15 protein-coding genes and 1 pseudogene are annotated in these 23,255 nt (G+C 28.2%); 12 read left to right on the forward strand and 4 right to left on the reverse strand.

Annotation, left to right across the window (positions count from 1 at the left end):
• The first annotated feature begins 6 nt into the window (after positions 1–6).
• From Q1K13_RS07995 to fabV, 3 genes are all read left to right on the forward strand, one after another.
• The gene (locus tag Q1K13_RS07995; protein WP_300349260.1) at positions 7–2,247 is read left to right on the forward strand and encodes a glycoside hydrolase family 31 protein; all 2,241 of its coding nucleotides are present in this window, start codon (positions 7–9) and stop codon (positions 2,245–2,247) included.
• A gap of 432 nt (positions 2,248–2,679) precedes the next feature.
• The gene (locus Q1K13_RS08000) at positions 2,680–4,164 is read left to right on the forward strand and encodes an amino acid permease (RefSeq protein ID WP_300349262.1); all 1,485 of its coding nucleotides are present in this window, start codon (positions 2,680–2,682) and stop codon (positions 4,162–4,164) included.
• A gap of 171 nt (positions 4,165–4,335) precedes the next feature.
• Positions 4,336–5,505, forward strand: coding sequence for an enoyl-ACP reductase FabV (fabV, locus tag Q1K13_RS08005; RefSeq protein WP_300349265.1), 1,170 nt, complete (start codon positions 4,336–4,338; stop codon positions 5,503–5,505).
• Positions 5,506–5,680: 175 nt separating this feature from the next.
• Here fabV and ytaF read toward each other — a convergent pair whose 3' ends face one another.
• From ytaF to Q1K13_RS08020, 3 genes and pseudogenes are all read right to left on the reverse strand, one after another.
• Complete coding sequence (gene ytaF, locus Q1K13_RS08010) at positions 5,681–6,289, reverse strand: sporulation membrane protein YtaF (RefSeq protein WP_300349268.1); 609 nt, start codon at positions 6,287–6,289, stop codon at positions 5,681–5,683.
• An 84-nt stretch (positions 6,290–6,373) separates the two neighbouring features.
• Positions 6,374–7,612: a UV DNA damage repair endonuclease UvsE gene (uvsE, locus tag Q1K13_RS08015; protein ID WP_300349270.1), complete on the reverse strand. Its 1,239-nt coding sequence runs from the start codon at positions 7,610–7,612 to the stop codon at positions 6,374–6,376.
• Between the two features lie 204 nt (positions 7,613–7,816).
• Positions 7,817–8,062, reverse strand: a pseudogene (locus Q1K13_RS08020) (RNA-guided endonuclease TnpB family protein); the annotation flags it as partial.
• A gap of 936 nt (positions 8,063–8,998) precedes the next feature.
• Between Q1K13_RS08020 and Q1K13_RS08025 the strand changes: the two are divergent.
• The 7 genes from Q1K13_RS08025 (at position 8,999) to recJ (ending at position 20,600) form a co-directional block, all read left to right on the forward strand.
• Positions 8,999–10,399 (forward strand): glycosyltransferase family 2 protein, encoded by a 1,401-nt coding sequence (locus tag Q1K13_RS08025; RefSeq protein WP_300349272.1) that lies wholly within the window; start codon positions 8,999–9,001, stop codon positions 10,397–10,399.
• Between the two features lie 211 nt (positions 10,400–10,610).
• Complete coding sequence (gene mnmH, locus Q1K13_RS08030; protein WP_300349275.1) at positions 10,611–11,693, forward strand: tRNA 2-selenouridine(34) synthase MnmH; 1,083 nt, start codon at positions 10,611–10,613, stop codon at positions 11,691–11,693.
• On the forward strand, positions 11,683–13,629 hold the full coding sequence (locus Q1K13_RS08035; RefSeq protein ID WP_300349278.1) for a DNA gyrase/topoisomerase IV subunit B: 1,947 nt from the start codon (positions 11,683–11,685) through the stop codon (positions 13,627–13,629). Before mnmH ends, Q1K13_RS08035 begins: the two co-directional genes overlap by 11 nt.
• Before the next feature lie 14 nt (positions 13,630–13,643).
• Positions 13,644–16,583: a DNA topoisomerase IV subunit A gene (locus Q1K13_RS08040; protein ID WP_300349280.1), complete on the forward strand. Its 2,940-nt coding sequence runs from the start codon at positions 13,644–13,646 to the stop codon at positions 16,581–16,583.
• Positions 16,584–16,594: 11 nt separating this feature from the next.
• Complete coding sequence (locus Q1K13_RS08045) at positions 16,595–17,170, forward strand: DJ-1 family glyoxalase III (RefSeq protein WP_300349282.1); 576 nt, start codon at positions 16,595–16,597, stop codon at positions 17,168–17,170.
• A 323-nt stretch (positions 17,171–17,493) separates the two neighbouring features.
• Positions 17,494–18,711 carry a M16 family metallopeptidase gene (locus Q1K13_RS08050; RefSeq protein ID WP_300349284.1) on the forward strand — a complete coding sequence of 406 codons (1,218 nt, stop codon included), beginning with the start codon at positions 17,494–17,496 and terminating at the stop codon, positions 18,709–18,711.
• 110 nt (positions 18,712–18,821) lie between these two features.
• On the forward strand, positions 18,822–20,600 hold the full coding sequence (gene recJ / locus Q1K13_RS08055) for a single-stranded-DNA-specific exonuclease RecJ (protein WP_300349287.1): 1,779 nt from the start codon (positions 18,822–18,824) through the stop codon (positions 20,598–20,600).
• Between the two features lie 444 nt (positions 20,601–21,044).
• Here the strand turns inward: recJ and Q1K13_RS08060 are convergent, their stop codons facing one another.
• Complete coding sequence (locus tag Q1K13_RS08060) at positions 21,045–21,224, reverse strand: alpha/beta-type small acid-soluble spore protein (RefSeq protein WP_300349290.1); 180 nt, start codon at positions 21,222–21,224, stop codon at positions 21,045–21,047.
• Positions 21,225–21,360: 136 nt separating this feature from the next.
• Between Q1K13_RS08060 and murG the strand changes: the two genes are divergently transcribed.
• The gene (gene murG, locus Q1K13_RS08065) at positions 21,361–22,434 is read left to right on the forward strand and encodes an undecaprenyldiphospho-muramoylpentapeptide beta-N-acetylglucosaminyltransferase (RefSeq protein ID WP_300349293.1); all 1,074 of its coding nucleotides are present in this window, start codon (positions 21,361–21,363) and stop codon (positions 22,432–22,434) included.
• A 207-nt stretch (positions 22,435–22,641) separates the two neighbouring features.
• Positions 22,642–23,067: a flavodoxin gene (locus tag Q1K13_RS08070; RefSeq protein WP_300349296.1), complete on the forward strand. Its 426-nt coding sequence runs from the start codon at positions 22,642–22,644 to the stop codon at positions 23,065–23,067.
• Positions 23,068–23,255: the final 188 nt, after the last annotated feature.

Here is a 23,255-nt window from a genome sequence, read left to right on the forward strand (position 1 = left end):
GTTTATATGAATCAATTAAATTATAGGGAGAATTTGAATAAAAAATTCAAAGATTATAGAGGTGGTCTTAGAGTTTTTGAAAATTTTAAGGTTAATGAAAATAATGTAGAAGTTAATTTTGAGGGGTTAAAGATAAGTTTAACCATATTAGAAAATGATATTGTTAAAGTTTTTATTGGAGATAAGTATGAGGAAAGTATTCCTACTAATGGAGTTGTTAATTTATTAGGAAAAGGTTCTTTTGAAGTATTAGAAAAAGAGGATTTCTTGGTGATAAGTGGAAATAAGGTTAAAACTTATATAAATAAGAATACAACTGAGATATCATTTAGAGATTTTGAAGGTAACATAATTTGTGAAGATTTTCAGCCAAGTTTTAAGGATGAAGAGGGGCATATTTATATATCAAAAGTTAATGATTGTTTATCTTATTATGGCTTAGGAGAAAAAGGGGGCTCTTTAAATAAAAAAGGGTGTTATACAGAAAACTTTAATACTGATGATCCAGAAACAGATGAGGAATCCTTAACTTATTATAAAACAATTCCTTTTTATGTAGGTTTAAAAAATGAAGGGACTTATGGAATATTCTTTGATAATAGTTTTAGAAGTTATTTTGATATGGGGAAAGAAAGAGAAGATAGAATATTCTTTGGTGCTATAGGTGGACAAATTCAATATTATTTTATACCAGGAGAAAATATTAAGGATGTAGTTAGAAATTATACTGCATTAACAGGAAGAATGGAAATGCCACCTCTTTGGAGTTTAGGATATCAACAATGTAGGTTTAGTTATTTTAGTCAAGAAGAAGTTAGGGAGTTAGTAAAAACTTTTGAAGAAAAAGAAATTCCATTAGATGTTGTTTATTTAGATATAGATTATATGGATGGATTTAGAGTAATGACATTTAAAACTCCAAATTTTGATGATGCAAAGGGACTTATAAATAACTTAAAGGATAAGGGGATAAGAACTATCACAATTTTAGATCCAGGAGTTAAGGTTGATGAAGAGTATGGGGTTTATAGAAGAGGAAGAGAAGGAAACCACTTTACAAAGAAATTAGATGGAGAGATTTTTATTGGTGCAGTATGGCCAGGAGATAGTGCATTTCCTGATTTTTCAAACAAAGATTGTAGAAAATGGTGGAAAGATGAGCTTAAGAAATTTATAGCAGAGTATGATATAGATGGAATATGGAATGATATGAATGAACCATGTGTATTTAATAATGATCACAAAACAATGTTAGAAACTTGTCTTCACAATAGTGATTATGGTGTCATAAATCATAAGGAATTCCATAATAGATATGGTTTTGAAATGAGTAGATGTTCAAAGGAAGCTCAAGAAGAATTACATCCAAATGAGAGAGGATTCTCTATGACAAGAGCTACCTATGCTGGTGGACAAAGATACTCTTCAGTTTGGACTGGAGATAACATGAGTATGTGGAGTCAAATTAGGATGTCAATTTCAATGAATTCTAATTTAGGAATAAGTGGATTCTCTTTTGTTGGAAATGATGTTTCAGGATTTGGACTAGATTCTACAGAAGAATTATTCATAAGATGGATGGAAATGGGACCATTTATTCCTATATTCAGAAATCACTCAAATATGTACACTAGAAGACAGGAACCATGGGCTTTTGGACAGAGAGCAGAGAAAATAGCTAAGAAATCAATTGAATTAAGATATGAGCTTCTTCCATATATATATGATTTATATTATATTTCTCATAAAGAAGGAATTCCAGTATTTAGACCAATGGTTATGGAATATGAGAATGATATGAATGTATTAAATCTTAGAGAACAATTTATGTTTGGAGAAAATATGCTTGTTGCTCCAGTTTTATATGAAGGAGAGAGAAAGAAGAGAATATATCTTCCAAAAGGAGTTTGGTTTAATTACTTCACTAAGGAAAAGTTTGAAGGAGGAAAGTGGCAGAGTATTTCTTGTGAATTAGATGAAATTATTGTTTTAGTTAAAGAAGGAGCCATAATACCTACTTATAATAAGAAGTTTAAAAATGTGGAACAAAGACCAAAGGAAATACTTTTAAAAGTATTTGGAGTTAATGCTTCAGGATTTCATTATAATGATGATGGGCGTACAATGGAGTATTTAAAAGGCAAATACAACTATGTAGACATAATGGTTAAAGATTCAAATTTAGTTTTAGATTATGTAAATAAAGGTTTTGAAGAAGAGGTAATAAACTTTGAGATTATCAATTGATTTTAAAATTTCGTTGATTTAATTTGTGAAATAATTTGTGGTGGGAACATTCTTTTTTTAAAAATATTTTAATAAATAAAAGTTTCTTAATGCTGATTAATCAGTGATATACCATATATTTCTTGTTGTTATATGAATAAATTAAAAATAAAACTTTCAAAAAACACAGGTGTTTTTTAAACGAAAACAAGAAAAATGAAGAAAATAAAAGCATTAATAAGGTACATTGTATTTTTTATAATAATCTAGTAAAATAATGAATTTTGTTAATTTGCGTGAGAATTAGTAGGGTGTTAAAATTAAACTGTAATATTTAACGTTAAAATAATTTATTAAATGTTTTTTAATGATTATTTTAAATAGACAAGCAATTAATTTTGAAATTATAAAAGAGAAATTTTATGAAAGAGTTAAAATGAGGAGGAGAAATGCATGAGCAATAATGATGGAAAGAAGCTTATGTGGTATAACCTTGGTTTGATGGCATTCGTGTCAGTTTGGGGTTTTGGTAACATTGTAAATAACTTCGCAACTCAAGGATTATCTGTAGTAACTTCATGGATATTAATAATAGCATTATACTTTGTACCATATGCACTTATGGTTGGAGAATTAGGTTCAACATTTAGAGATAGTAAAGGTGGAGTAAGTTCTTGGATAAGTAAAACAATGGGGCCTACATTAGCTTATTTAGCAGGATGGACTTACTGGGTAGTACACATCCCATATTTAGCACAAAAGCCACAGGGTGTTCTTGTTTCATTAGGATGGGCATTATTCCAAGATGGAAATACTATAAAAAATATAGATCCTAGAATAACTCAAGCCGTGTGTTTAGTTATATTCTTATTTTTTGTATGGATTGCTTCAAGAGGAGTAAATTCATTAGGGAAAATTGGTACAGTGGCAGGGACTTCAATGTTTATCATGTCAATACTTTATATAATACTTATGTTATCAGCACCAGCTATAACTGGTACACACATACAAACACCAAATATGACATCAATTAAAACGTATATACCAAAATTTGACTTTGCATACTTCACAACAATAGCAATGCTTGTATTCTCAGTAGGAGGAGCTGAAAAAATATCTCCATATGTTAATGATATGAAAGATTCTAAAAAAGGTTTCTCAAAAGGTATGATAGCATTAGCAATAATGGTTGCTGTGACTGCTTTACTTGGTTCAGTAGCAATGGGAATGATGTTTGACGCAAATAATATTCCTGATGACTTAATGTTAAATGGTGCTTATTATGCGTTCCAAAAATTAGGTAATTACTATGGAATCGGAAATACATTCTTAATACTTTATGCATTAGCAAACTTTGCTGCGCAGGTATCAGCATTAGTATTCTCAATAGACGCTCCATTAAAAGTTTTATTATCAGATACAGATGCAAGATATGTACCAATAGCTTTAACTAAGACTAATAAAAATGGTGCTCCAATAAATGGATATATTATGACAACAATTTTAGTAAGTATATTAATAATAGTTCCAGCTTTAGGAATTGGTAACTTCAACGCTTTATTTACTTGGTTATTAAAATTAAATGCTGTTGTTATGCCAATGAGATACTTATGGGTATTCCTAGCTTATATAATGTTAAGAAAAGCTACAAAAGGAAAATTCAAATCAGAGTACAAATTTGTTAAGAATGATAAGTTTGCAAGAATAATAGGTGGATGGTGTTTCGCATTTACAGCATTTGCTTGTATATTAGGTATGTTCCCATCAGATGTTAAAGCATTTTCAGGACAATGGATATTCTTAGTTGGAATGAACATTGCTACTCCAGTAATATTAATAGGATTAGGATTAATATTACCTAAGATTGCTAAGAAAACAAATGGACAAGCATATGAAGATGCAGTAAGAGAAGCTGCTGCTACAAAAATAGAAAATTAATAATTTATATAAGAAAGACATCTCTAATTGAGATGTCTTTTTATTTTGGTAAAAAAAACTAATATTTTTAATAATGTAGCTGTTTATTAATGACAAAAGTGATTTATTGTGATAATATGTTAATTATAAAATATTTTGATAATCAAACGAATTAGTTAAGGAGAAATCAGAATGATAGTAGAACCAAAGTTTAGAGGTTTCATATGTACTACCTCTCATCCAGTAGGATGTAAAAAGAATGTTGAAAATCAAATAGAGTATGTAAAAAAAAATGGGAAAATAAATGGTGTGAAAAGAGCTCTTGTTTTAGGAGCTTCCACTGGATATGGATTAGCAAGTTCTATAGTTGCTTCAGAGGCCTGCGATGCTGAGGTTATAGGAGTTTCCTTTGAGAGAGAAGCTTCAGGAAAGAGAACTGCATCAGCTGGCTGGTATAACATAGAATCATTGAAAGAATTTGCTTCAAAAGAAGGTAAGAAATTCTTGTCAGTAAATGGGGATGCATTTTCTAATGAAGTTAAGAATGAAGTTATAGAGTTAATAAAAGAGAATATGGGTAAGGTAGATCTAGTTATATATTCATTAGCTGCGCCAAAGAGAAAGGATCCAGTTACAGGAGAAGTATATAGTTCATGTCTAAAAACTGTAAGAAAACCTTTTAGCAGTAAAACTTTAGACTTCCATACAGGAGAAATTAATTCAGTAACTATTTCACCTGCTACAGAGGAAGAAATAGAAGGAACAAGAAAAGTAATGGGTGGAGAAGACTGGATGTTATGGATAGAAGCTTTAAAAGAAGCTGATGTTCTAGAAAGTGGTGTTAAGACTATTGCTTACTCATATATTGGACCAGAGGTTACCTATCCTATATATAGGGAAGGAACTATAGGAAGAGCTAAAAATGATTTGGAAGGAACAGCTAGCAAGATTACAGAATTATTAAAATCCTTAAATGGAGAGGGATATATTTCTGTGAATAAAGCTTTAGTAACTCAAGCAAGTTCAGCAATTCCAATAGTATCACTTTACATTTCAATACTTTATAAAGTAATGAAAGAAAAAGGAACTCATGAAGGATGTATAGAGCAAATATATAGATTGTTTAAGGAGCTTTATGAAGGAAAGTTAAATTTAGATTCTGAAAATAGAATAAGAATTGATAATTTAGAGATGGAAGAAGATGTTCAAAAGGCTATAGAGGAGATATGGCCTAAAATAAATAGTGAAAATGTATTTGAACTAAGTGATGCTGAGGGTTTTAGAAAAGAATTCTTTAAGTTATTTGGATTTGGCTTAGAAGGCGTAGACTATTCAAAAGATGTAGATATTAAGAGAGTATAATATTTTTATAAGAAAGTTATAAAATCTATGAACATATTACAAGTTTTTATTTATAGTTAACATTAAGAGATTATAAATTAAATATGGCTTGTATTATGTCATAGATTTTTTATTTATATTATGAAATAGTATTATAAGATTTATACTAAAAATATTTTTGTGTAGTACTAATTTGTTAGAAAATTATAAAAAGAGATAATAATATGATTATTATTCCAGAGATTAAATTGCTGTTATTAATTACTTTTTTGTTTTTTATATTTTTAGAAAGAAAAACACCTAGAGATATAAAAATTAGTGAAACAAAAAGTGTTGATATTGTTGTAAAGGAAATGTTTAATCCAGAAATGCTAGCCCCTATACCAAGACCAAAATTATTTAAAGAAAGTGCTATGGAAAGTGAAAGAGATTCTTTTAAATCTATATTTCCTGACTTATCTTTATCGGCTATTTCTGGATTTTCTAGTATGCAGATAGGGGAATTTGGATTACATGAGTTTTCTATGGAAAGTGACTTTTTTTCTTTAAAGTAAGTATATATAAAGTAAAAACCTATTCCTAATAAAATAATTCCACCTATTAAGTCAGTCATTTTAATTGGAATTGTGTCTACAAAAAATTGACCAAGTAGCATTGAAATTAAAGTTCCTAATGAGGATATTAATGTTATGACCATTGTGCTTGAAAAATTTATTTTTATGTTTTTTAGCCCGTAGGCAAATGCAACCACTAGAATATCTAAACTTGCAGCTATTACAAAAATAATTGCGTTCAAAAAGCTCACTTTTATTGCCTCCAAAACTTTACTGTTAATCACAATATATTACAAAAAAGATTAAAATGTTACAGTTAAGGAGGCTAGATAAGATTAATTCCTAGAAAAATAATAGCTTAATTCTTTTGGGGGAGTCTCTATTTTTTTTGATATCTTATTTAAGTAAAGCTTAGCCTTCTTAAATTCTTTTGAGGAAATTAGTTTGGTAAAGTGAGAAATCTCTCTTTTTGTCATGGAATTTTTTATTATGTTAAATGCTAATTCAAGGGAATACTCAAAGCCTAGTAAGTCAAAATCTCTTAATAAAAGTTCATCTAAATATGAGTAGAAGTCTAAAATGCTACCTTTAAATTTATTTAAATTAAGAGAATTATTTTTATCGTATTGAAATAAAAGCAATTTGTAGTTATCTATTTCTTTTAAGATTTCCTTTTTAGAAAGAGTTCCTTTAAGTTCTTTAATTATATTTATACATTTAATAGAGGATATATCTTTATCTTTAACTTCTAGCATTATGTCAGGATCGAAAGCTTTTATTGATTTATAGTATTTTATAAATTCTTCTGAGGAAATAGAAGGAGAATGGGAGCCTTTTTTTCTGTTAATATCTTGTTGACTATAATGAACCTTTATTTTCCCATCTAAATTATTGTTCCAAGTTTTACTTATTAATGAATATATTTCAGACAAAGAGTAATTATTATCTCCATAGCATTTATTGTGTAGATTATCAAATACAACTGGAACATGAATTTTACTTGATATATCTAAAACATCATCTAAAGAAAAGTTTTTTTCATCATTTTCAATTATTATGCGTTTCTTTGAGGATTCTGATAATTTTGAAAATCCTTTTATGAAATTCTCTTTTGCTAATATCTTATCTCCATAAACACCACCAATATGTATTATTATTTTATTTTTATAATCCACATTTAGAGAGTCAAGAAAACTGCAGTGATATTCAATATCTCTTAATGATTTTTTTAGTGTTTTTTCATTAGGAGAATTTAAAACTGTGTACTGACCTGGATGCATAGAAACTCTCATATTATTATTTTTTATATATTTTCCAAGTTCCTTTAGGAGAGAGTTAAATTCTTTTCTCCAATTAAAACTGTTAATTTCATGGGAGCCTAGAGGAATTATATCTGAACTTATTCTAAAAAGAAAAATTTCGTTTTTTAAGTTGTTTTCTAAAATTCCTTTTAGGTCATTTAAATTGTTTTTAATAATACTATCTAATTTAGTATGAGAAAAATCTTTTAAAAGTACTCTTCTATTAGTTCTTAAATTTGTTGTAATAGGAGTACAGGCATAACCTATATTCATGGTATCTGCTACTCAAAATATGGTCAAATATATTCATATCGAGATTATTTCCTTTTTCATAGAACCTCGCCTTGACTTAAGCTACTGCGATTTTATATGGCTCTCCAAAGGCTTAAATTCCGAAGTTAGCCCTCTGTACATATATAAGTTCCTTTGTTTTTAAGTATTCTTATATTTTTAGCATTTTTAAGATTTAATACTTGCATTTAAATCTTCAATAGTTGTATAGCTTGGTTTTTGATTAACTATTTTTGAAACTATTTTATTTATATAATCAGTTCTTATATTTGTTAATCTTTGATGAAGTTTTTGTACTTTGACTACTTGTTTTTTGATATTTTGACGAGTAGCTCTCCCTTCTTTTATATTTTTATTTCTAATTTTCAAACTTTCATATTTCCTTGAAAGTTTTCTTTGGTATCTTTTTAACTTCTTTCTATACTTTCTTAAAATATATATTCTTTAGTGTTCTCTTTATTTAGAAAAGATATGTCATAGAATAACTAAAAGCCAAAAAAATTAAGGAACAATTCATATGTAAGAAGCTTTTGTGTCAATAAATTATTAAGAAAAAATAACATATTATCTATTATGTAAAACCTTAAAAAATAAGGAAGTGCAAAATTTGAAAATATAAATTAAGAATTTTGTAATAATTCATGAAGCCTTATATGGCAGAATTATATTATGAAAAAAATATAATTTTAGAGTATCTTACTAAAATAAAGTTGAAAGTTTATACCTAAAGGGAAGTAATATTGATTAACCTTTTGTTATTCAATAAAATTTTAGTTAAGGGTAGAGTTTCAAACTTATTTAATATAATATGTTACAAAAGATTTAGTACATATGAAAATAAGGTAATTTAAATTAGGAGTATGACTTTAGTAATAAATTTATTACTAAGACTTTTAAATTACGTCTAAATATGAAACTTATAGTAAGTGATAAAAGTAGGGGTGTTTTAGGGGGAGTATTAATAAGACTAACTAGGTTAACCTTAGCAATTTGTACTTATTATGTGATTATATGGTTATAAAATTATTAACCAAACTAAGAAAATTAATTTTATCTTAGAAAATTTCAATTTTAAGCCTTTGAAAGAGGAAGGTTGTTTTATATTTTGAAAATTTATTAATAAATATAATTTAATAAAGTTAAATAATAGATGTTTAACAAAAGTAGAGATTCATAGCATAATAACTTGTTCTATGAATTAATTTTTGTAAAAATTCTCATGAATATGGGCATAAAATTATTATTTTTATTTAAAGTAAATGTATTTTTTAATAGTTTATTAAGTTGATAATGAAAAATGTATTTTGCAAAATATATGAACAACTGTTATAATGGCAGAGGTTAATTTAAATTATAGGAGTGGAATTTATGGAAAAGTATATATTTTGGATAACAGCTATTTTCCAAACAGGCGTATTTGCCATAGTGTTATACTATCTATTTATATCATTGTTTGGATTTTACAAGAAAAAAGACAAAAAAACTTTTGATCCTCAAAAGAGATTTGCAATGCTTGTATCTGCACACAATGAAGAAGTTGTTATAGGAAATCTAGTTGAAAGTTTAAAACATTTAGATTATCCAAAAGAGTTATATGATATATTTGTTATTGCTGATAACTGCACAGATAATACTGCTAAAGTTGCAAAAGAGGCAGGAGCAAACGTATTTGAGAGATTTAACAAAGAAAAGAGAGGTAAGGGTTTCGCTTTAGAATGGATGTTTGATAAAATATTCAAAATGGAAACTCATTATGATGGAATAGCTATTTTTGATGCTGATAACTTAGTAGACAAAAATTTCTTAAAAGAGATGAACAATAAAATGTGTGAGGGATACAAAGTTGTTCAAGGTTATATAGATTCAAAAAACCCTCAAGATTCATGGATAACAGAATCTTATGCTATAGCATTCACATCAGCAAACAGAATGCTTCAATTAGCAAAGAGTAATATAGGATTATCAGCTCAGATAGGTGGAACAGGATTTGTTGTAGATACTGACACACTTAAGAAGTTAGGATGGGGAGCTACTTGCTTAACAGAGGACTTAGAGTTTAGCTGTAAACTTATATTAAATGGTGAAAAGGTAGGTTGGGCACATGAGGCCATAATCTATGATGAAAAACCTTTAACTTTAAAAGCTTCTTGGAATCAAAGAAAAAGATGGATGCAAGGATTTGCAGACGTTGCAAGCAGATATGGACTTAAGCTTTTAAAACAAGCTATAAAGAAGAGAAGTTTTGTTACATTTGACTGTCTTTTATATTTATTACAACCATATGTTACATTAGCAATGGGATTAGTAGGTTTATTAACATTCATTCAAATAAGAGCCGTTGATGGTCTTGGAATATTCGTTATAAGTTACTTATTTAATGCAACTGCATGGCAGTTATTCTGCATATTCCAATTCTTATTAACACCATTTGCTTTGTTATTTGATAAGAAAATTGGTGGAAAGTTATTTATATTATTAGGATTATATTCATGTAATGTATTTATTCAACCATACTTAATAAATCAATTAGGTATATTAGACAATGCATTATTATTAGGACTATTTAACGTAGCATATATTGGAATATTCTTAATAGCAACTTTATTACTATTAGGAAAGAGAAACTTCCAAGTATTCTACAGATACTTAATCTACCCAATATACACATTAACTTGGATACCAATAACAATCCAAGGTATAATTGATAAAGATAAGAAAGAATGGTCACATACTAAACACGTTAGACAAATTGGAATATACGAAGTTTAATATTAATAAGACATCCTTAGTGGATGTCTTATATTTTTGCTAAAAATAATATTTAGATAAAATAAAAGTTTAGTGTGATTTTTTTATTTCATAAACTTTTGATATAATTAATAATCGTGAAGCACTATTAGGTGTAATGGACGGGAACAAATGTTTGACAATGTTTTTTTTAGGAATTATACTATTTTAGTAAATTGAAAGGATGATATAGATGTTTGGATTAATAGCTTATGAAGAGATATATGGAAACGAGGATAAGTATATTTTTATAGATGTAAGAAGTCCTAAAGAGGCTAGGGAGGAACCTATGATAGGTTCTATTAATATTCCTGTGCTTTTAGACGAAGAAAGAGATGTAGTAGGTACTTTATATGTAAGAGAAAGTACAGAGGCTGCTAAAGAACAAGGAATAGAGTTTATATCAAAGAGATTACCAAAAATATTTAAGCAAATTCAAGAAATTTACAATAATAGGAATGGTAAAGAACTTGTTATTTTCTGTGCTAGAGGTGGAATGAGAAGTGGAAGCCTTCAAGCTCTTCTTAATAGCCTTAAAATAAATTGTTATAAATTACAAGGGGGATATAAGTTTTATAGAAAGTTTATTGTGAAAAAGCTTGAAGATTTTTCAAAAGAAACTAATTTTATAGTTCTGTACGGAAATACTGGAGTAGGTAAAACAGAAATGCTATATAAATTAGAAGAAAGAGGATACGATATATTAGATTTAGAAGGATGCGCAAATCATAGGGGATCAATACTAGGTGGAGTTGGTCTTGGAGATTGCAACACTCAAAAGAGATTTGATGCTTTAGCATATGATAAGCTTAGACATAGAAAAACTAACCTTGTATTTATAGAAGGGGAAAGTAAGAGAATAGGTAGAATATTAATCCCAGATCCTTTATTTGAAAAAATGTATGAAGGGGAGAAGATAAGAATAACTGCTAGCCCTGAAGTTAGAGCAAAAAGACTAGTTAAAGATTATACTAGTTGTGAAAATGTAAATGAGCAGTTAATAGAAGCATTGAGTGTTCTTAAAAGACATATTAGTGAGGAAAGGGTGGAACACTATAAGAATCTAGTATCAAAAGGTGATTATACTACAGTTGCTCTAGAACTTATGGAAAAATATTATGATCCTATGTATGGAAATAGTGCAAAAAAACGTACATTTAGAACAGAATTAAATATAGATGATATAGAAAATGAATTATATAAATTAGAGAAAATATATAATGAGATTTCAGAAGAATTGAAGAAAGAATCAAAGGAGGATATACATGAGCAATAGAAATAATAGTTATGATGTTACTTCTTTAACTTCTTTAGAAAAATTAGAGCCAGTTAGAGTAAGACCAGGAATGTATATAGGTTCTACTGGAAGTAAGGGACTTCATCATTGTATTTGGGAAATACTAGATAACTCTATAGATGAAATATCAAATGGATATGGTGATAGTGCCAAAGTTATTTTAAATAAGGATAAAAGTGTAACCATAATAGATAATGGTAGAGGTATTCCTACAGGAATGCATCCAACTAAGAAAAAAACGGGAGTTGAGATGGTATTTACTGAACTTCATACTGGAGGTAAATTCAACAACCAAAACTATAAAACATCTGGTGGACTTCATGGAGTTGGGGCAGCGGTCGTTAACGCTTTATCAAGATGGTTAGAAGTTGAAGTAAAACAAAATGGTAAAATATATAGACAAAGATTTGAGTATGCCTATGATAAAGAACTTAAAAAAGATATGCCAGGAACTCCTGTAACTCCATTAGAAGTTATAGGAGAAACTAAGGATAAAGGAACAAAGGTTACTTTTTTACCAGATAGAGAAGTTTTTTCAACTGGAGATTTTAAATTTGACATAATAGATGAAAGATTGCAAGAATTAGCTTTCCAAAATAAAGGAATAAGACTAGAATTTATTGATAATAGAAAAGAAGAAGTTGTTTCTAAGGAATATTATTCAGAAAGAGGACTTTTAGATTTTATAGATTACTTAAATGAAAGTAAAACACCTCTTCATCCAACACCAGTTTTATTTGAAGGGGAAAGAGAAGTAAATAATATTCAAATGTATGGAGAAATCTGTCTTCAATTTACAGATTCAACAACAGAGAATATAGTAAGTTACGTAAATAATATACCTACAACAGAAGCTGGTACTCATGAAACTGGTTTTAAAACAGGTATGACACGTGCTTTTAAGGAGTGGGCTAGAAAGCTTAATCTTATAAAAGAGAAGGATAAAGAGTTTGAAGGTGATGATTTAAGAGAAGGAATGACTGCAATTGTTAGAATTAAAATAACAAATCCAGTCTTTGAAGGTCAAACTAAAACTAAGCTTGGAAATAATGAAGCTTACACAATGATGAATGATTTAGCTTATACTAAATTTGGTCATTGGATAGAAGACAACAAAGAAATCGCAACAATGGTCATAAATAATGCCTTAGATGCTGCTGCAAGAAGAGAAAAAATTAAAAAGATTAATGATGCAGAGAGAAAGAAAATAGGAAGAGGAACATCACCACTTGCAGGGAAAGTGGCGGTATGTACTTATAAAAATAAGGAAGTTAATGAATTTATAGTAGTTGAGGGAGATTCAGCAGGTGGTTCTGCTAAGCAGGCTAGAGATAGAAGATTTCAGACTATAATGCCTTCAAAAGGTAAGATTATGAATACTGAGAAGCAAAAATTAGAAAATGTTATTGCCTCAGAGGAATTAAAAATATTTAACACAGCAATTGGAACTGGGATTTTAGATAATTATAATGAAGATGATTTAAAATACGATAAAATAATAATAATGAGTGATGCTGATGTAGATGGATACCATATAAGAACTCTTTGGATGACTTATATTTATAGATATATGAGACAACTTATTTCTAACGGACATCTTTACTTAGCACAACCTCCTTTATATAAGGTTTATAAGTCTGGAAAAGGTAAGGATAAAGTACTTTATGCTTACACTGATGAAGAGTTAGAAGAAGTTAAGAAAAAGGTTGGAAAAGGTGCAACTATTCAAAGGTTTAAAGGACTTGGAGAGATGAATCCAGACCAATTATGGGAAACAACTTTAAATCCAGAAACAAGAACTTTAGTACAAGTCACCATAGAAGATGCTGCTAAGGCAGAAAAAATGGTTTCATTATTAATGGGTGATGTGGTTCAACCTAGAAAGAATTACATGTACAAGTACGCAGAGTTTTAAAAGGAGGATGAGAAATGGCTAAGAAAAATATTCAAATACCTAAGGATAATAATATTGTTAGAATGCCTCTTGAAGAGGTTATGCCTGATAACTATTTGCCTTACGCAGTAGAAGTTGCTAAGGATAGAGCACTTCCTGATGTAAGAGATGGATTAAAGCCTGTGCATAGAAGAATTTTATATGGAGCTTATATGTTAAAGGCTTTTCCAGATAAACCTTATTACAAATCAGCTAGAATAGTTGGGGATATACTAGGTAAGTATCACCCACATGGAGATAGCTCAGTTTATGATGCTATGGTAATTCTAGCACAGGATTTTAGTACAAGAGCTCCTTTAATTGATGGACACGGAAACTGGGGTAGTATAGATGGAGATGGAGCAGCTGCAATGAGATATACTGAAGCAAGACTTTCAAGTATATCAATGGAGATGCTTAGAGATATAGATAAAAATGTAGTAGATATGGTTCCAAACTATTCTGATTCAGAAATGGAACCTAAGGTTTTACCTGCTAAATATCCAAATCTTTTAGTAAATGGAACATTTGGTATAGCAGTAGGTTTATCAACTAATATACCACCACATAATTTAAATGAGGTTATAGATGGTACATTAGCTTATATTGATAATAATGAAATAACGACTAGAGAGTTAATGAACTATATTAAAGGACCCGATCTTCCAACAGGGGGCGTTTTAATAGGAGATAAATCACTTTTATCTGCTTATGAGACAGGGGAAGGAAAGGTTACGTTAAGAGCCAAAGCTTCAATTGAAAGATTAGAAAATGGAAGACTTGGTATAGTTATAACTGAATTCCCTTATAGAAAAAATAAGGCTAAAATTCTTCAAACAATTTCTGATATGACTGGAGATAAAAGACACGCTAAAGCTTTAGATGGAATTGTTGATATAAGAGATGAATCAGATAGAACAGGTATAAGAGCTGTTATAGAATTTAAAAAAGCTGTTGATTATAATATGGCTGACAAGATTCTTAAATATCTTTATAAAAAAACTGATTTACAAGGAAATATAAGTTTTAATATGGTTGCATTAGCTGATGGTAAACCAGAAACTATGGGACTTAAAACAATAATTTCTCATTATGTAAATCATCAAAAAGATGTTGTTACAAGAAGAACAAAGAGAGAGTTAGAAGTTGCTGAAAAGAGATTCCACATAGTTGAAGGATTTATGAAAGCAATAGATGTGATGGATGAATTAATTGCAGAAATCAGAGCTTCAAAATCTAAAAAGGATGCTCATGAAAATATAGTGGCTAAATTTGGATTTACTGATATGCAAGCAGATGCAATCTTAGAATTAATGCTTTATAGATTAACTGGATTAGAAATTAAAGTATTCCAAAAAGAACATAAAGAATTAGCTAAGAAAATTAAAGCTCTTAAGAAAATTTTAAATGACGAATCAGTTCTTTTAGGAGTGATAAAAGATGAATTAAAAGAAGTTTCTGAAACTTATGGTGATGAAAGAAGAACTGCCTTAGTTGAAGATGAAAGTGAAGCTAAAATTGATTTAGAAGAACTTATAGTAGCTGAGGATGTTATGGTTACTCTTTCAAATGAAGGTTTTATAAAGAAATTACCTTTAAAAACATATAATCGTTCAAATGTTGATGCCAATGAAATTGATTATAGAGAGGGAGATTATTTAAGATTCCTTATAAAATCAAATACAAAGGATACCTTAGCAATATTCACAGATAAGGGAACAGTTTATCAAATTAAGTGTAATTCTGTAGTTGATAAGAAATGGAAAGATAAAGGAGAAAGACTTGAGGATTTAATAAGAGGATTAAGTCTTGAGGATGAGAAAATAATTGCTGTTGAATCAATAGAAAATCATCTTCCAAACAAGTGTTTTAAATTTATAACTTCAAATGGATTAATTAAAAAATCAACTTTAGATAAGTTTATTACTGCATATTCTAAGCTTATGGCATTAAAACTTAAAAATGATGATTCTTTAGTAAGTGTTTCCTTAATAGATTCAGATGAAGAAGAAAGATTTGCGGAGATTGAAACAACTAATGGATTGAGATTTGTTGCTAAAGAACCAGAGTTAGACTTCTCAGAGAGAAATATACTTGGAGTTCAGTTGGTTCCATTAAAATCTGATAATCATATTAAGAGTGTAAGATTTGTTGATAATTTTGAGTACAGTGAATTTATAGTTGGAATAAATAAAAAGGGAAATATAAAAATATTTAATAATATGAGTAGTAGTTCTTATGAGAAGGTGAAAGTGAATTCATTTAGAAAGGTTATTGCTTTCTCAAATAAGGGTAAAGCTTATAAGTTCCCTGCATATTTACTTCAAAATACTGAAGAAAGTAATCTTTCAGAATTAGTAGATGGATTTGAAAAGGATGAATCTATAATTAAGGTCATTTGTTTTAATGAACATGGCAGACTTGGAGAAGATTTATTTGCTTACTTCTTCTCAAAAGAAGGTTTAGTTAAAAAAACTTCAATGAAAGAATTATTAGGAGAATATAATAATCAATTAGTTTACAAATTTAAAACTTTAGTTGACGAATTAGTAAACATTGATATTGGATTAGAAAATTCTAATATTCTTTTAGTTACTAAAAATGGTGTGGGAATAAAATTCTCAGCAACTAGTATAAATCCTATGGGAAAAGTTGCATCAGGAGTAACTGGAATAAGTTTAAAAGATAATGATAAGGTGATATTTGGAAAAGTATTGTCTTTAAATGAAGAGATTGAAGGCAAAGTATTAGAAGAGTATAATGACTATAAAAAAGAATTAGTTAATAACTATATTAAACTTATATTAGAATCTAAGGAAAAAGAAAAATCAGAGGTTGATATTAATAATATTAAACTACAAAATAGAGCGGGAAGAGGAAGTAGTTTAATAATGCTAGTCTTAGGTGATTATGTTAAGGATGTAGTTATTAAGTAGGAGGTAATGTCATGAAAAAAGTATTAGTTCTTTTAGCTGATGGATTTGAAATGATAGAGGCTTTATCAGTGGTTGATGTATGTCACAGAGCAAATATAGAATGTCATACATGTAGCATATCAAATGATAAAGAAGTAAAAAGCTCACATGGAGTAACTATAGTTTCTGATAAACTTATATCAGAAAATGATGTTGAAAGTTATGATGCAATAGTTCTTCCAGGAGGAATGCCAGGGTCTATAAATTTAAGAGATGATGAAAAAACTCAATCTTTAATAAAAAAATATAATGATGAAAGTAAATTAGTAGCTGCAATATGTGCGGCACCAATAGCCTTAGCAAGTGCTGGAGTTATAAAAGGTAAGCGTGTTACATGTTATCCAGGATGTGAAGTCGATCTTGGAGATGTAAACTTTGTTGAAGATAAAAATGTTGTTGTTGATGGGAATATAATAACAAGCAGAGGTCCTGCTACTGCCTTAGTATTTGGTTTAGAAATAGCTAAATATCTTGGATATGAAAAGGAAGCAGCTAAAATAAGAGAAGGAATGCTTATAAATTTCTTCTTGGAAAAAGCAAGTAAATAGTTTATATGTTAAAATAAAATTAGTCTACAAAATTGTAGGCTAATTTTTTTAGTTGTTCTGTTTTAAGAGCGCGTTGATTTTAGCTATTCCTTCAGACCTACTTAATTTTGCAGAGAGTTTCTATTGAATATTCTAGAATAATAGCTAAAGCGAAGAAACTCCCTCTGGTCAAACAACTTCGCTTCTTAACGCTATTATTCCTCCATATTCAATGAAACTCTAAATTGCTTATTAAGATGGTCTTACAGTTATATCTAAAATCAACACTAGTTTAAAACAGAGCTTTTTTATTAAATAAAAACTTTTTTATGGAGTTGAGATATATGAAGAAGATAGTTTTAGATAATGGAGTTAGATTATTATATAAGTTTAGAGATATAGAACATACATCTTTCTGTATAAGTTTAGAGGGAGGAGCTAATTCTGAGAGTGAAAATGAAATTGGTATGGCTCATGCCTTAGAACATGTTCTTTTTAAAGGAACTAAGGATTTAAGGGAAGATGAGATAAATGAAAAATTAGATGAACTTTTTGGCTTTAATAATGCAATGACAAATTTCCCCTATGTAATTTATTATGGCACAACAACAAAAGAGGATTTTAAGGAAGGATTTAATTTATATTCAGATATAATTTTAAATTCAGCTTTTGTAGATCAAGGTTTTAAGGAAGAAATAAATGTTATAAAACAAGAAAGTGATGAGTGGAAAGAGGATTTAGAACAACATGTTGAAGATATTGCATTAAATAATGGGTTTTCAAAGGAAAGAATAGGGAACTTAATTATTGGGGAGAAAAATCACATAGAAAAGATAACCTTAGAGGGATTAAAGAGGTTTTATGAAAAGAATTATGTTAGTGAGAATATGGTTATATCAGTAGTTACTTCACTAAAAATAGAAGAGATTAAATCTATTGTTGAAAATAAGTTTAATATGAAAAGAATAGCTAAGAACAAAGAAGATAATAATTTGAAAAATAGAAAATTAAATTATGGAACTTTTGAAAGAAAAATAGAAGGTCATAATGGAAGTAAAATTTGTTATCTTTTCGATATAAATAATTTAAGTATGGAAGAGGTTACAGCCTTAAGAATATTTAATCTTTGGTTTGGTGAGGGAGTAAGTTCAATACTTTATGATGAAATAAGAACTAAAAATGGTCTAGCTTATGAGGTTTATAGCGAAGTTAAATATGAAAAAGGAATAAGACTTTTTAAGATTTATGTTGGAACTTCTAAAGAAAAAGAGAAAAAAGCAATAGAAATAATAGAAAATTCTTTAAATAAGGCTAAAGATATAAAAAATATTTTAAACGAAGAATCAATTAAGAAGCTAGTTAAAAGATATAAACTTAAAAATTCATTAGATTTAGAAAAGAGCATAGTAGTTGCAAATAGAATGGCAATATATGAAACCATGTTTAATAGAGGGGAGTATATTTTTGATGAATTAAAATTAATTGAAGGTTTAACTTTAGATAATATAGAAAAAGTAGTAAATAAAGTTTTAAAAAATAAAGTTATTCAAATACTTAATTAAGGTGAAGTACTTTAAACTTATAGAAGATTAGAGAGTTTTATAAATTTTACTTAAGATACTATATTATAAAGGCTTAAGGAATACATAAAATAAAATTAAGAGGTGATAATTTGAGAGAAAAGTGGCTTATTAGACAGAGAAATAAAGAAGTAATAGAAATTTTAAAAAGCAAGTTAAATATAGATTTATTAACAGCAACACTTTTAGTAAATAGAGATATTAGGGACGAAAAAAAAGCAAGAGAATTTTTAAGTGGTGGAATAGAAGATTTAAATAACCCATACCTTATGAAGGACATGGAAAAAGGGGTTAAAAGAATTAAAGAAGCTATAGAAAAAGGAAGTAAAATTACTATATATGGTGATTATGACTGTGATGGAGTTTCTAGTACAGCCATACTTTTTAAAGGATTAAAGAGAGCTGGTGCAAACTTTAATTATCATATACCTGATAGAGAAGATGAAGGATATGGTATGAATTCAAATAGAGTTAAAATTCTAAAAGAAGAGGGAACAGAAGTAATTTTAACTTGTGATAATGGAATAGCAGCTTTTGAAGAGATTACCTTAGCAAATGAGCTTTGTATGGATGTTATTCTTACAGATCACCATGATATTCCTCTTATAAAAGATGAAAATGGAGAAGTCAAAAAAGAGATTCCAAAGGCCTATGCAGTGATAAATCCAAAACAAGAAAATTGTAACTACCCATTTAAATCACTATGTGGAGCTGGAATAGCTTTTAAATTTATTTGTGCATTATATAAGGAATTAGGAATACCCTATGAAGAGGCATTAGAATTATTAGAAATATGTGCTATTGCAACAGTATGTGATGTGGTTGATTTATTAGGAGAAAACAGAATAATAGTAAAAAAAGGATTAGAGCTTCTTAATAACACATCAAATAAGGGATTAATTGCACTAAAAAAATATACTGGGTTATGGGATAAAGAAATAGGCCAATATCACTTAGGCTTTGTTATAGGTCCATGTATAAATGCAACTGGAAGGCTTGAAACAGCAAACTTATCAGTTGAACTTCTACTAAGTGATAATGAGGAGCAAGCAGATTCATTAGCTAAAGAATTATTTGAATTAAATCAAAGAAGGCAAGATTTAACAAAAGAAAGCGTTGATATAGTTATAAAACAAATAGAAGATAATAATATGGAAAATGATAAAGTTATTTTAGTTTATAACCCATATATACATGAAAGTATTGCAGGAATAGTAGCAGGAAGAATAAAAGAAAAATATAATGTTCCAACAATTATAATGACAAAAGGAAAAGACATGCCAAAAGGTTCAGCAAGATCAATAGAAGAATATAATATTTTTGAAGAATTATCTAAATGTAAAGAGGTAATAAGTAAATTTGGAGGACATCCAATGGCAGCTGGATTATCAGTAGAAGAAGATAAACTTCCTATACTTAGAAAAATGCTTTTAGATAATTGCACCTTAACTGATGAGGACATAATACCTAAGGTTAGGATAGATGCTAAGGTTCCTTTAGAAGTTTTAAATTATGAAATAATAGATAATTTAGAGGCCTTAGAGCCTTTTGGAAAAGGTAATACAAGTCCATTATTTGGAGAAAAAGATGTTAAAGTAAGTAGAGTGTGGATTCTTGGAAAAGAAAAAAATGTTTTAAAATTTAGATGTAAATTAAGAAATAGTTTTAAAACAATTGATGCTATAGTTTTTGGAAACAAGGTTGATATTTTCAAAGAAGATTTTAAAGATAAATATGGAGAAGAAGAACTATTTAGAGTTTTAGATGGTGGAGTTTGTAACTTTTTAATAGATTTAATATATTATCCAAACATAAATGAGTTTAATGGAAATAAAACAATTCAAGCTAATGTGAAATATTTTAGAATATAAAACAATAATGTAAATATATCAAATTAATAGTAAATATTATATAAATTTAAGAAAAAGATATAAAATATAATGATATATAGTTAAATAAGAAATTAAACCTAAAAACACCTAACAAAACTAAAAAATGAGGACATGTATCAAAATAACTTTTTATAAAACTTAAAAACAATATCAAGATAATATCTAGATGAACTCTAAAATTTAAATTACTACTTGAAAATATCAAATTAAGCTTAGATTGTTTAAAGCTTAGCAAGTTTAAAAGCTTTAGTGATATAGTAGCATTGATAACTATAAATTCTTAGTGAAATCTAGTAATTTATTTGTAAGTTTTATTATTATATTTTGATACAGCCTCAATTTCAGTGCTTAACTAGGCATAAATTAATTAAACACTATGAATATTTAATTTTAATTGTCTTTAATAGTAAAATTTAATCTTTATTAAATTCCCTTTTCGTATTGTTCTACCATTCTTTTAACCATTTCTCCTCCAACACTTCCGCATTGTTTTGAACTTAGGTTACCATTATAATCTGAGAATGGTACTCCCATTTCGTTTGCTACCTCATTTTTGAATTTTGCTAATCCATTTTTAGCTTCTGGTACTAAATTTTTAGCCATTTTTAATTCCTCCTTAGTTATTAATTGAGTTTACGTTTATATATTGTGCAGAATAGAGTAAAATATTAGAGGGAATTAAAGGAGTTATTAGAATATAATATTTACAAAACCATAGATTATTAAGGGAGTTGATTTTTTGAAAAAGTATAAAATAATGATGACTGGCGGAGGTTCAGCAGGTCATGTTACTCCAAACTTAGCTTTAGTGCCTAAATTAAAAGATTTAGGATTTGAAATAAAATATATAGGAAGCAAGAATGGAATAGAAAAAGAAATAATAACAAAGGAGAATATACCTTATTTTTCAATATCTTCAGGTAAGCTTAGAAGATACTTTGATATTAAGAATTTTACTGATCCATTTAAAGTATTAAAAGGTGTAATGGATGCATCAAGAATACTTTCAAAAGAAAAACCAGATGTTATTTTTTCAAAAGGTGGATTTGTTACTGTACCAGTAGTAATAGCAGCTTCAATGAAAAAAATACCTGTAATATCACATGAATCAGACTTAACTCCAGGCTTAGCAAACAAAATTGCATCACCATTTTGCGACAAACTTTGTGTTACATTCCCAGAAAGTTTAAAATATATAAAAGATAATAAAGGTGAGCTTACAGGAACACCAATAAGAGAAGAACTTTTAAAAGGAAACAAAGAAAAAGGAAAAAAATTCTGCAATTTTAAAGAGGAAAAGAAAGTTCTTATGATAGTTGGAGGAAGTTTAGGTTCTAAAAATATAAATGATAATATAAGAAAAATATTAAAAGAAATATTAAAAGACTATAACGTTATTCATTTATGTGGAAAAGGAAACTTAGATAAATCTTTAGAAGGAGTAAAGGGATATAATCAATATGAATATATTTCAGAAGAACTTCCAGATTTAATGGCACTTTCAGATTTAGTAATATCAAGAGCAGGTGCAAACACAATATTTGAACTTTTAGCATTAAGAAAATTAAACATACTAATTCCTTTATCAGCTAATGCATCAAGAGGAGATCAAGTTTTAAATGCTAATTCTTTTGAAAAAAGTGGATTTTCTAAAGTTATAAAAGAAGAGGAGCTTACATCAGAAGTTTTATTAAATTCAATAAAAGAAGTAACAAAAAATAAAGAAAAATATTTAAATTCTATGAGGATGAGCAAAATAGGCAATGGAGTAGATAATATTATAGATGTAATAAAAAAATCGGCTAATATATAAATCTTTTTAGAAAATACTTAGAATAATATAGATGTTTTATAAAAAATAAGAAAAAACTATTAAAATATATTTTAAAATATAAGAATATGAAACTTGAAAAATTTTTTCCAAAGGGTATAATTATTAATGTCGAGTAAAATTAGTTTTTTATTAAATAAAAATGGGCTTTAAGGAAAACTATATTATCATGTATAAGAGGTGGTTTTTATGAGTAAAGTATCAGTAATATACTGGAGTAATGGTGGAAATGTTGAAGTTTTAGCAAACACTATTGCAGACGAATTAAATGACTTAGGAGCAGAAGTTCTAATAAAACATGTTTCAAATGCAAAAATAGAAGATGTAACTGAGGCAGACGCTGTAGCATTAGGAAGCCCTTCAATGGATAATAATAGAATAGAACAATATGACATGGAGCCATTTGTTAAAGAACTTAAATTAACTCCAAACACTGGCAAAAAAATGATTCTATTTGGATCATATGGCTGGGATAATGGTGAGTTTATGATTGAGTGGGTTAAAAGAATGAAAGACTATGGATTTGAAGTTATAGGTAGTTTAGCAGTTAATGAATCACCTAATGATGATGAAATTAATTCAGCTAAAGATTTAGCAAAACAATTAGTTAAGTAAAACCCAATAAAAAGCTTATAAGTAATTTTAATTAATTACTTTAATATATTATAATTTTAAAATTTTAATTTATATATCTACAAAATTAATGAAAGAGAGGTCATCTCAATGGCAATGAGAAAAATGAAAACTATGGATGGTAACACAGCTGCCGCTTATATATCATATGCGTTCACTGATGTTGCAGC

This window comes from Clostridium sp., from assembly GCF_029267215.1.
Taxonomy (GTDB): Bacteria; Bacillota; Clostridia; order Clostridiales; family Clostridiaceae; genus Sarcina.

Bases quoted from the DNA above. Each gene is read 5' to 3' on its own strand.
- Q1K13_RS07995 (WP_300349260.1), top strand. From the start codon at position 7: ATGAATCAATTAAATTATAGGGAGAATTTGAATAAAAAATTCAAAGAT.
- Q1K13_RS08000 (WP_300349262.1), top strand. From the start codon at position 2,680: ATGAGCAATAATGATGGAAAGAAGCTTATGTGGTATAACCTTGGTTTG.
- fabV (WP_300349265.1), top strand. From the start codon at position 4,336: ATGATAGTAGAACCAAAGTTTAGAGGTTTCATATGTACTACCTCTCAT.
- uvsE (WP_300349270.1), bottom strand. From the start codon at position 7,612: ATGAATATAGGTTATGCCTGTACTCCTATTACAACAAATTTAAGAACT.
- Q1K13_RS08025 (WP_300349272.1), top strand. From the start codon at position 8,999: ATGGAAAAGTATATATTTTGGATAACAGCTATTTTCCAAACAGGCGTA.
- mnmH (WP_300349275.1), top strand. From the start codon at position 10,611: ATGTTTGGATTAATAGCTTATGAAGAGATATATGGAAACGAGGATAAG.
- Q1K13_RS08035 (WP_300349278.1), top strand. From the start codon at position 11,683: ATGAGCAATAGAAATAATAGTTATGATGTTACTTCTTTAACTTCTTTA.
- Q1K13_RS08040 (WP_300349280.1), top strand. From the start codon at position 13,644: ATGGCTAAGAAAAATATTCAAATACCTAAGGATAATAATATTGTTAGA.
- Q1K13_RS08045 (WP_300349282.1), top strand. From the start codon at position 16,595: ATGAAAAAAGTATTAGTTCTTTTAGCTGATGGATTTGAAATGATAGAG.
- Q1K13_RS08050 (WP_300349284.1), top strand. From the start codon at position 17,494: ATGAAGAAGATAGTTTTAGATAATGGAGTTAGATTATTATATAAGTTT.
- Q1K13_RS08060 (WP_300349290.1), bottom strand. From the start codon at position 21,224: ATGGCTAAAAATTTAGTACCAGAAGCTAAAAATGGATTAGCAAAATTC.
- Q1K13_RS08070 (WP_300349296.1), top strand. From the start codon at position 22,642: ATGAGTAAAGTATCAGTAATATACTGGAGTAATGGTGGAAATGTTGAA.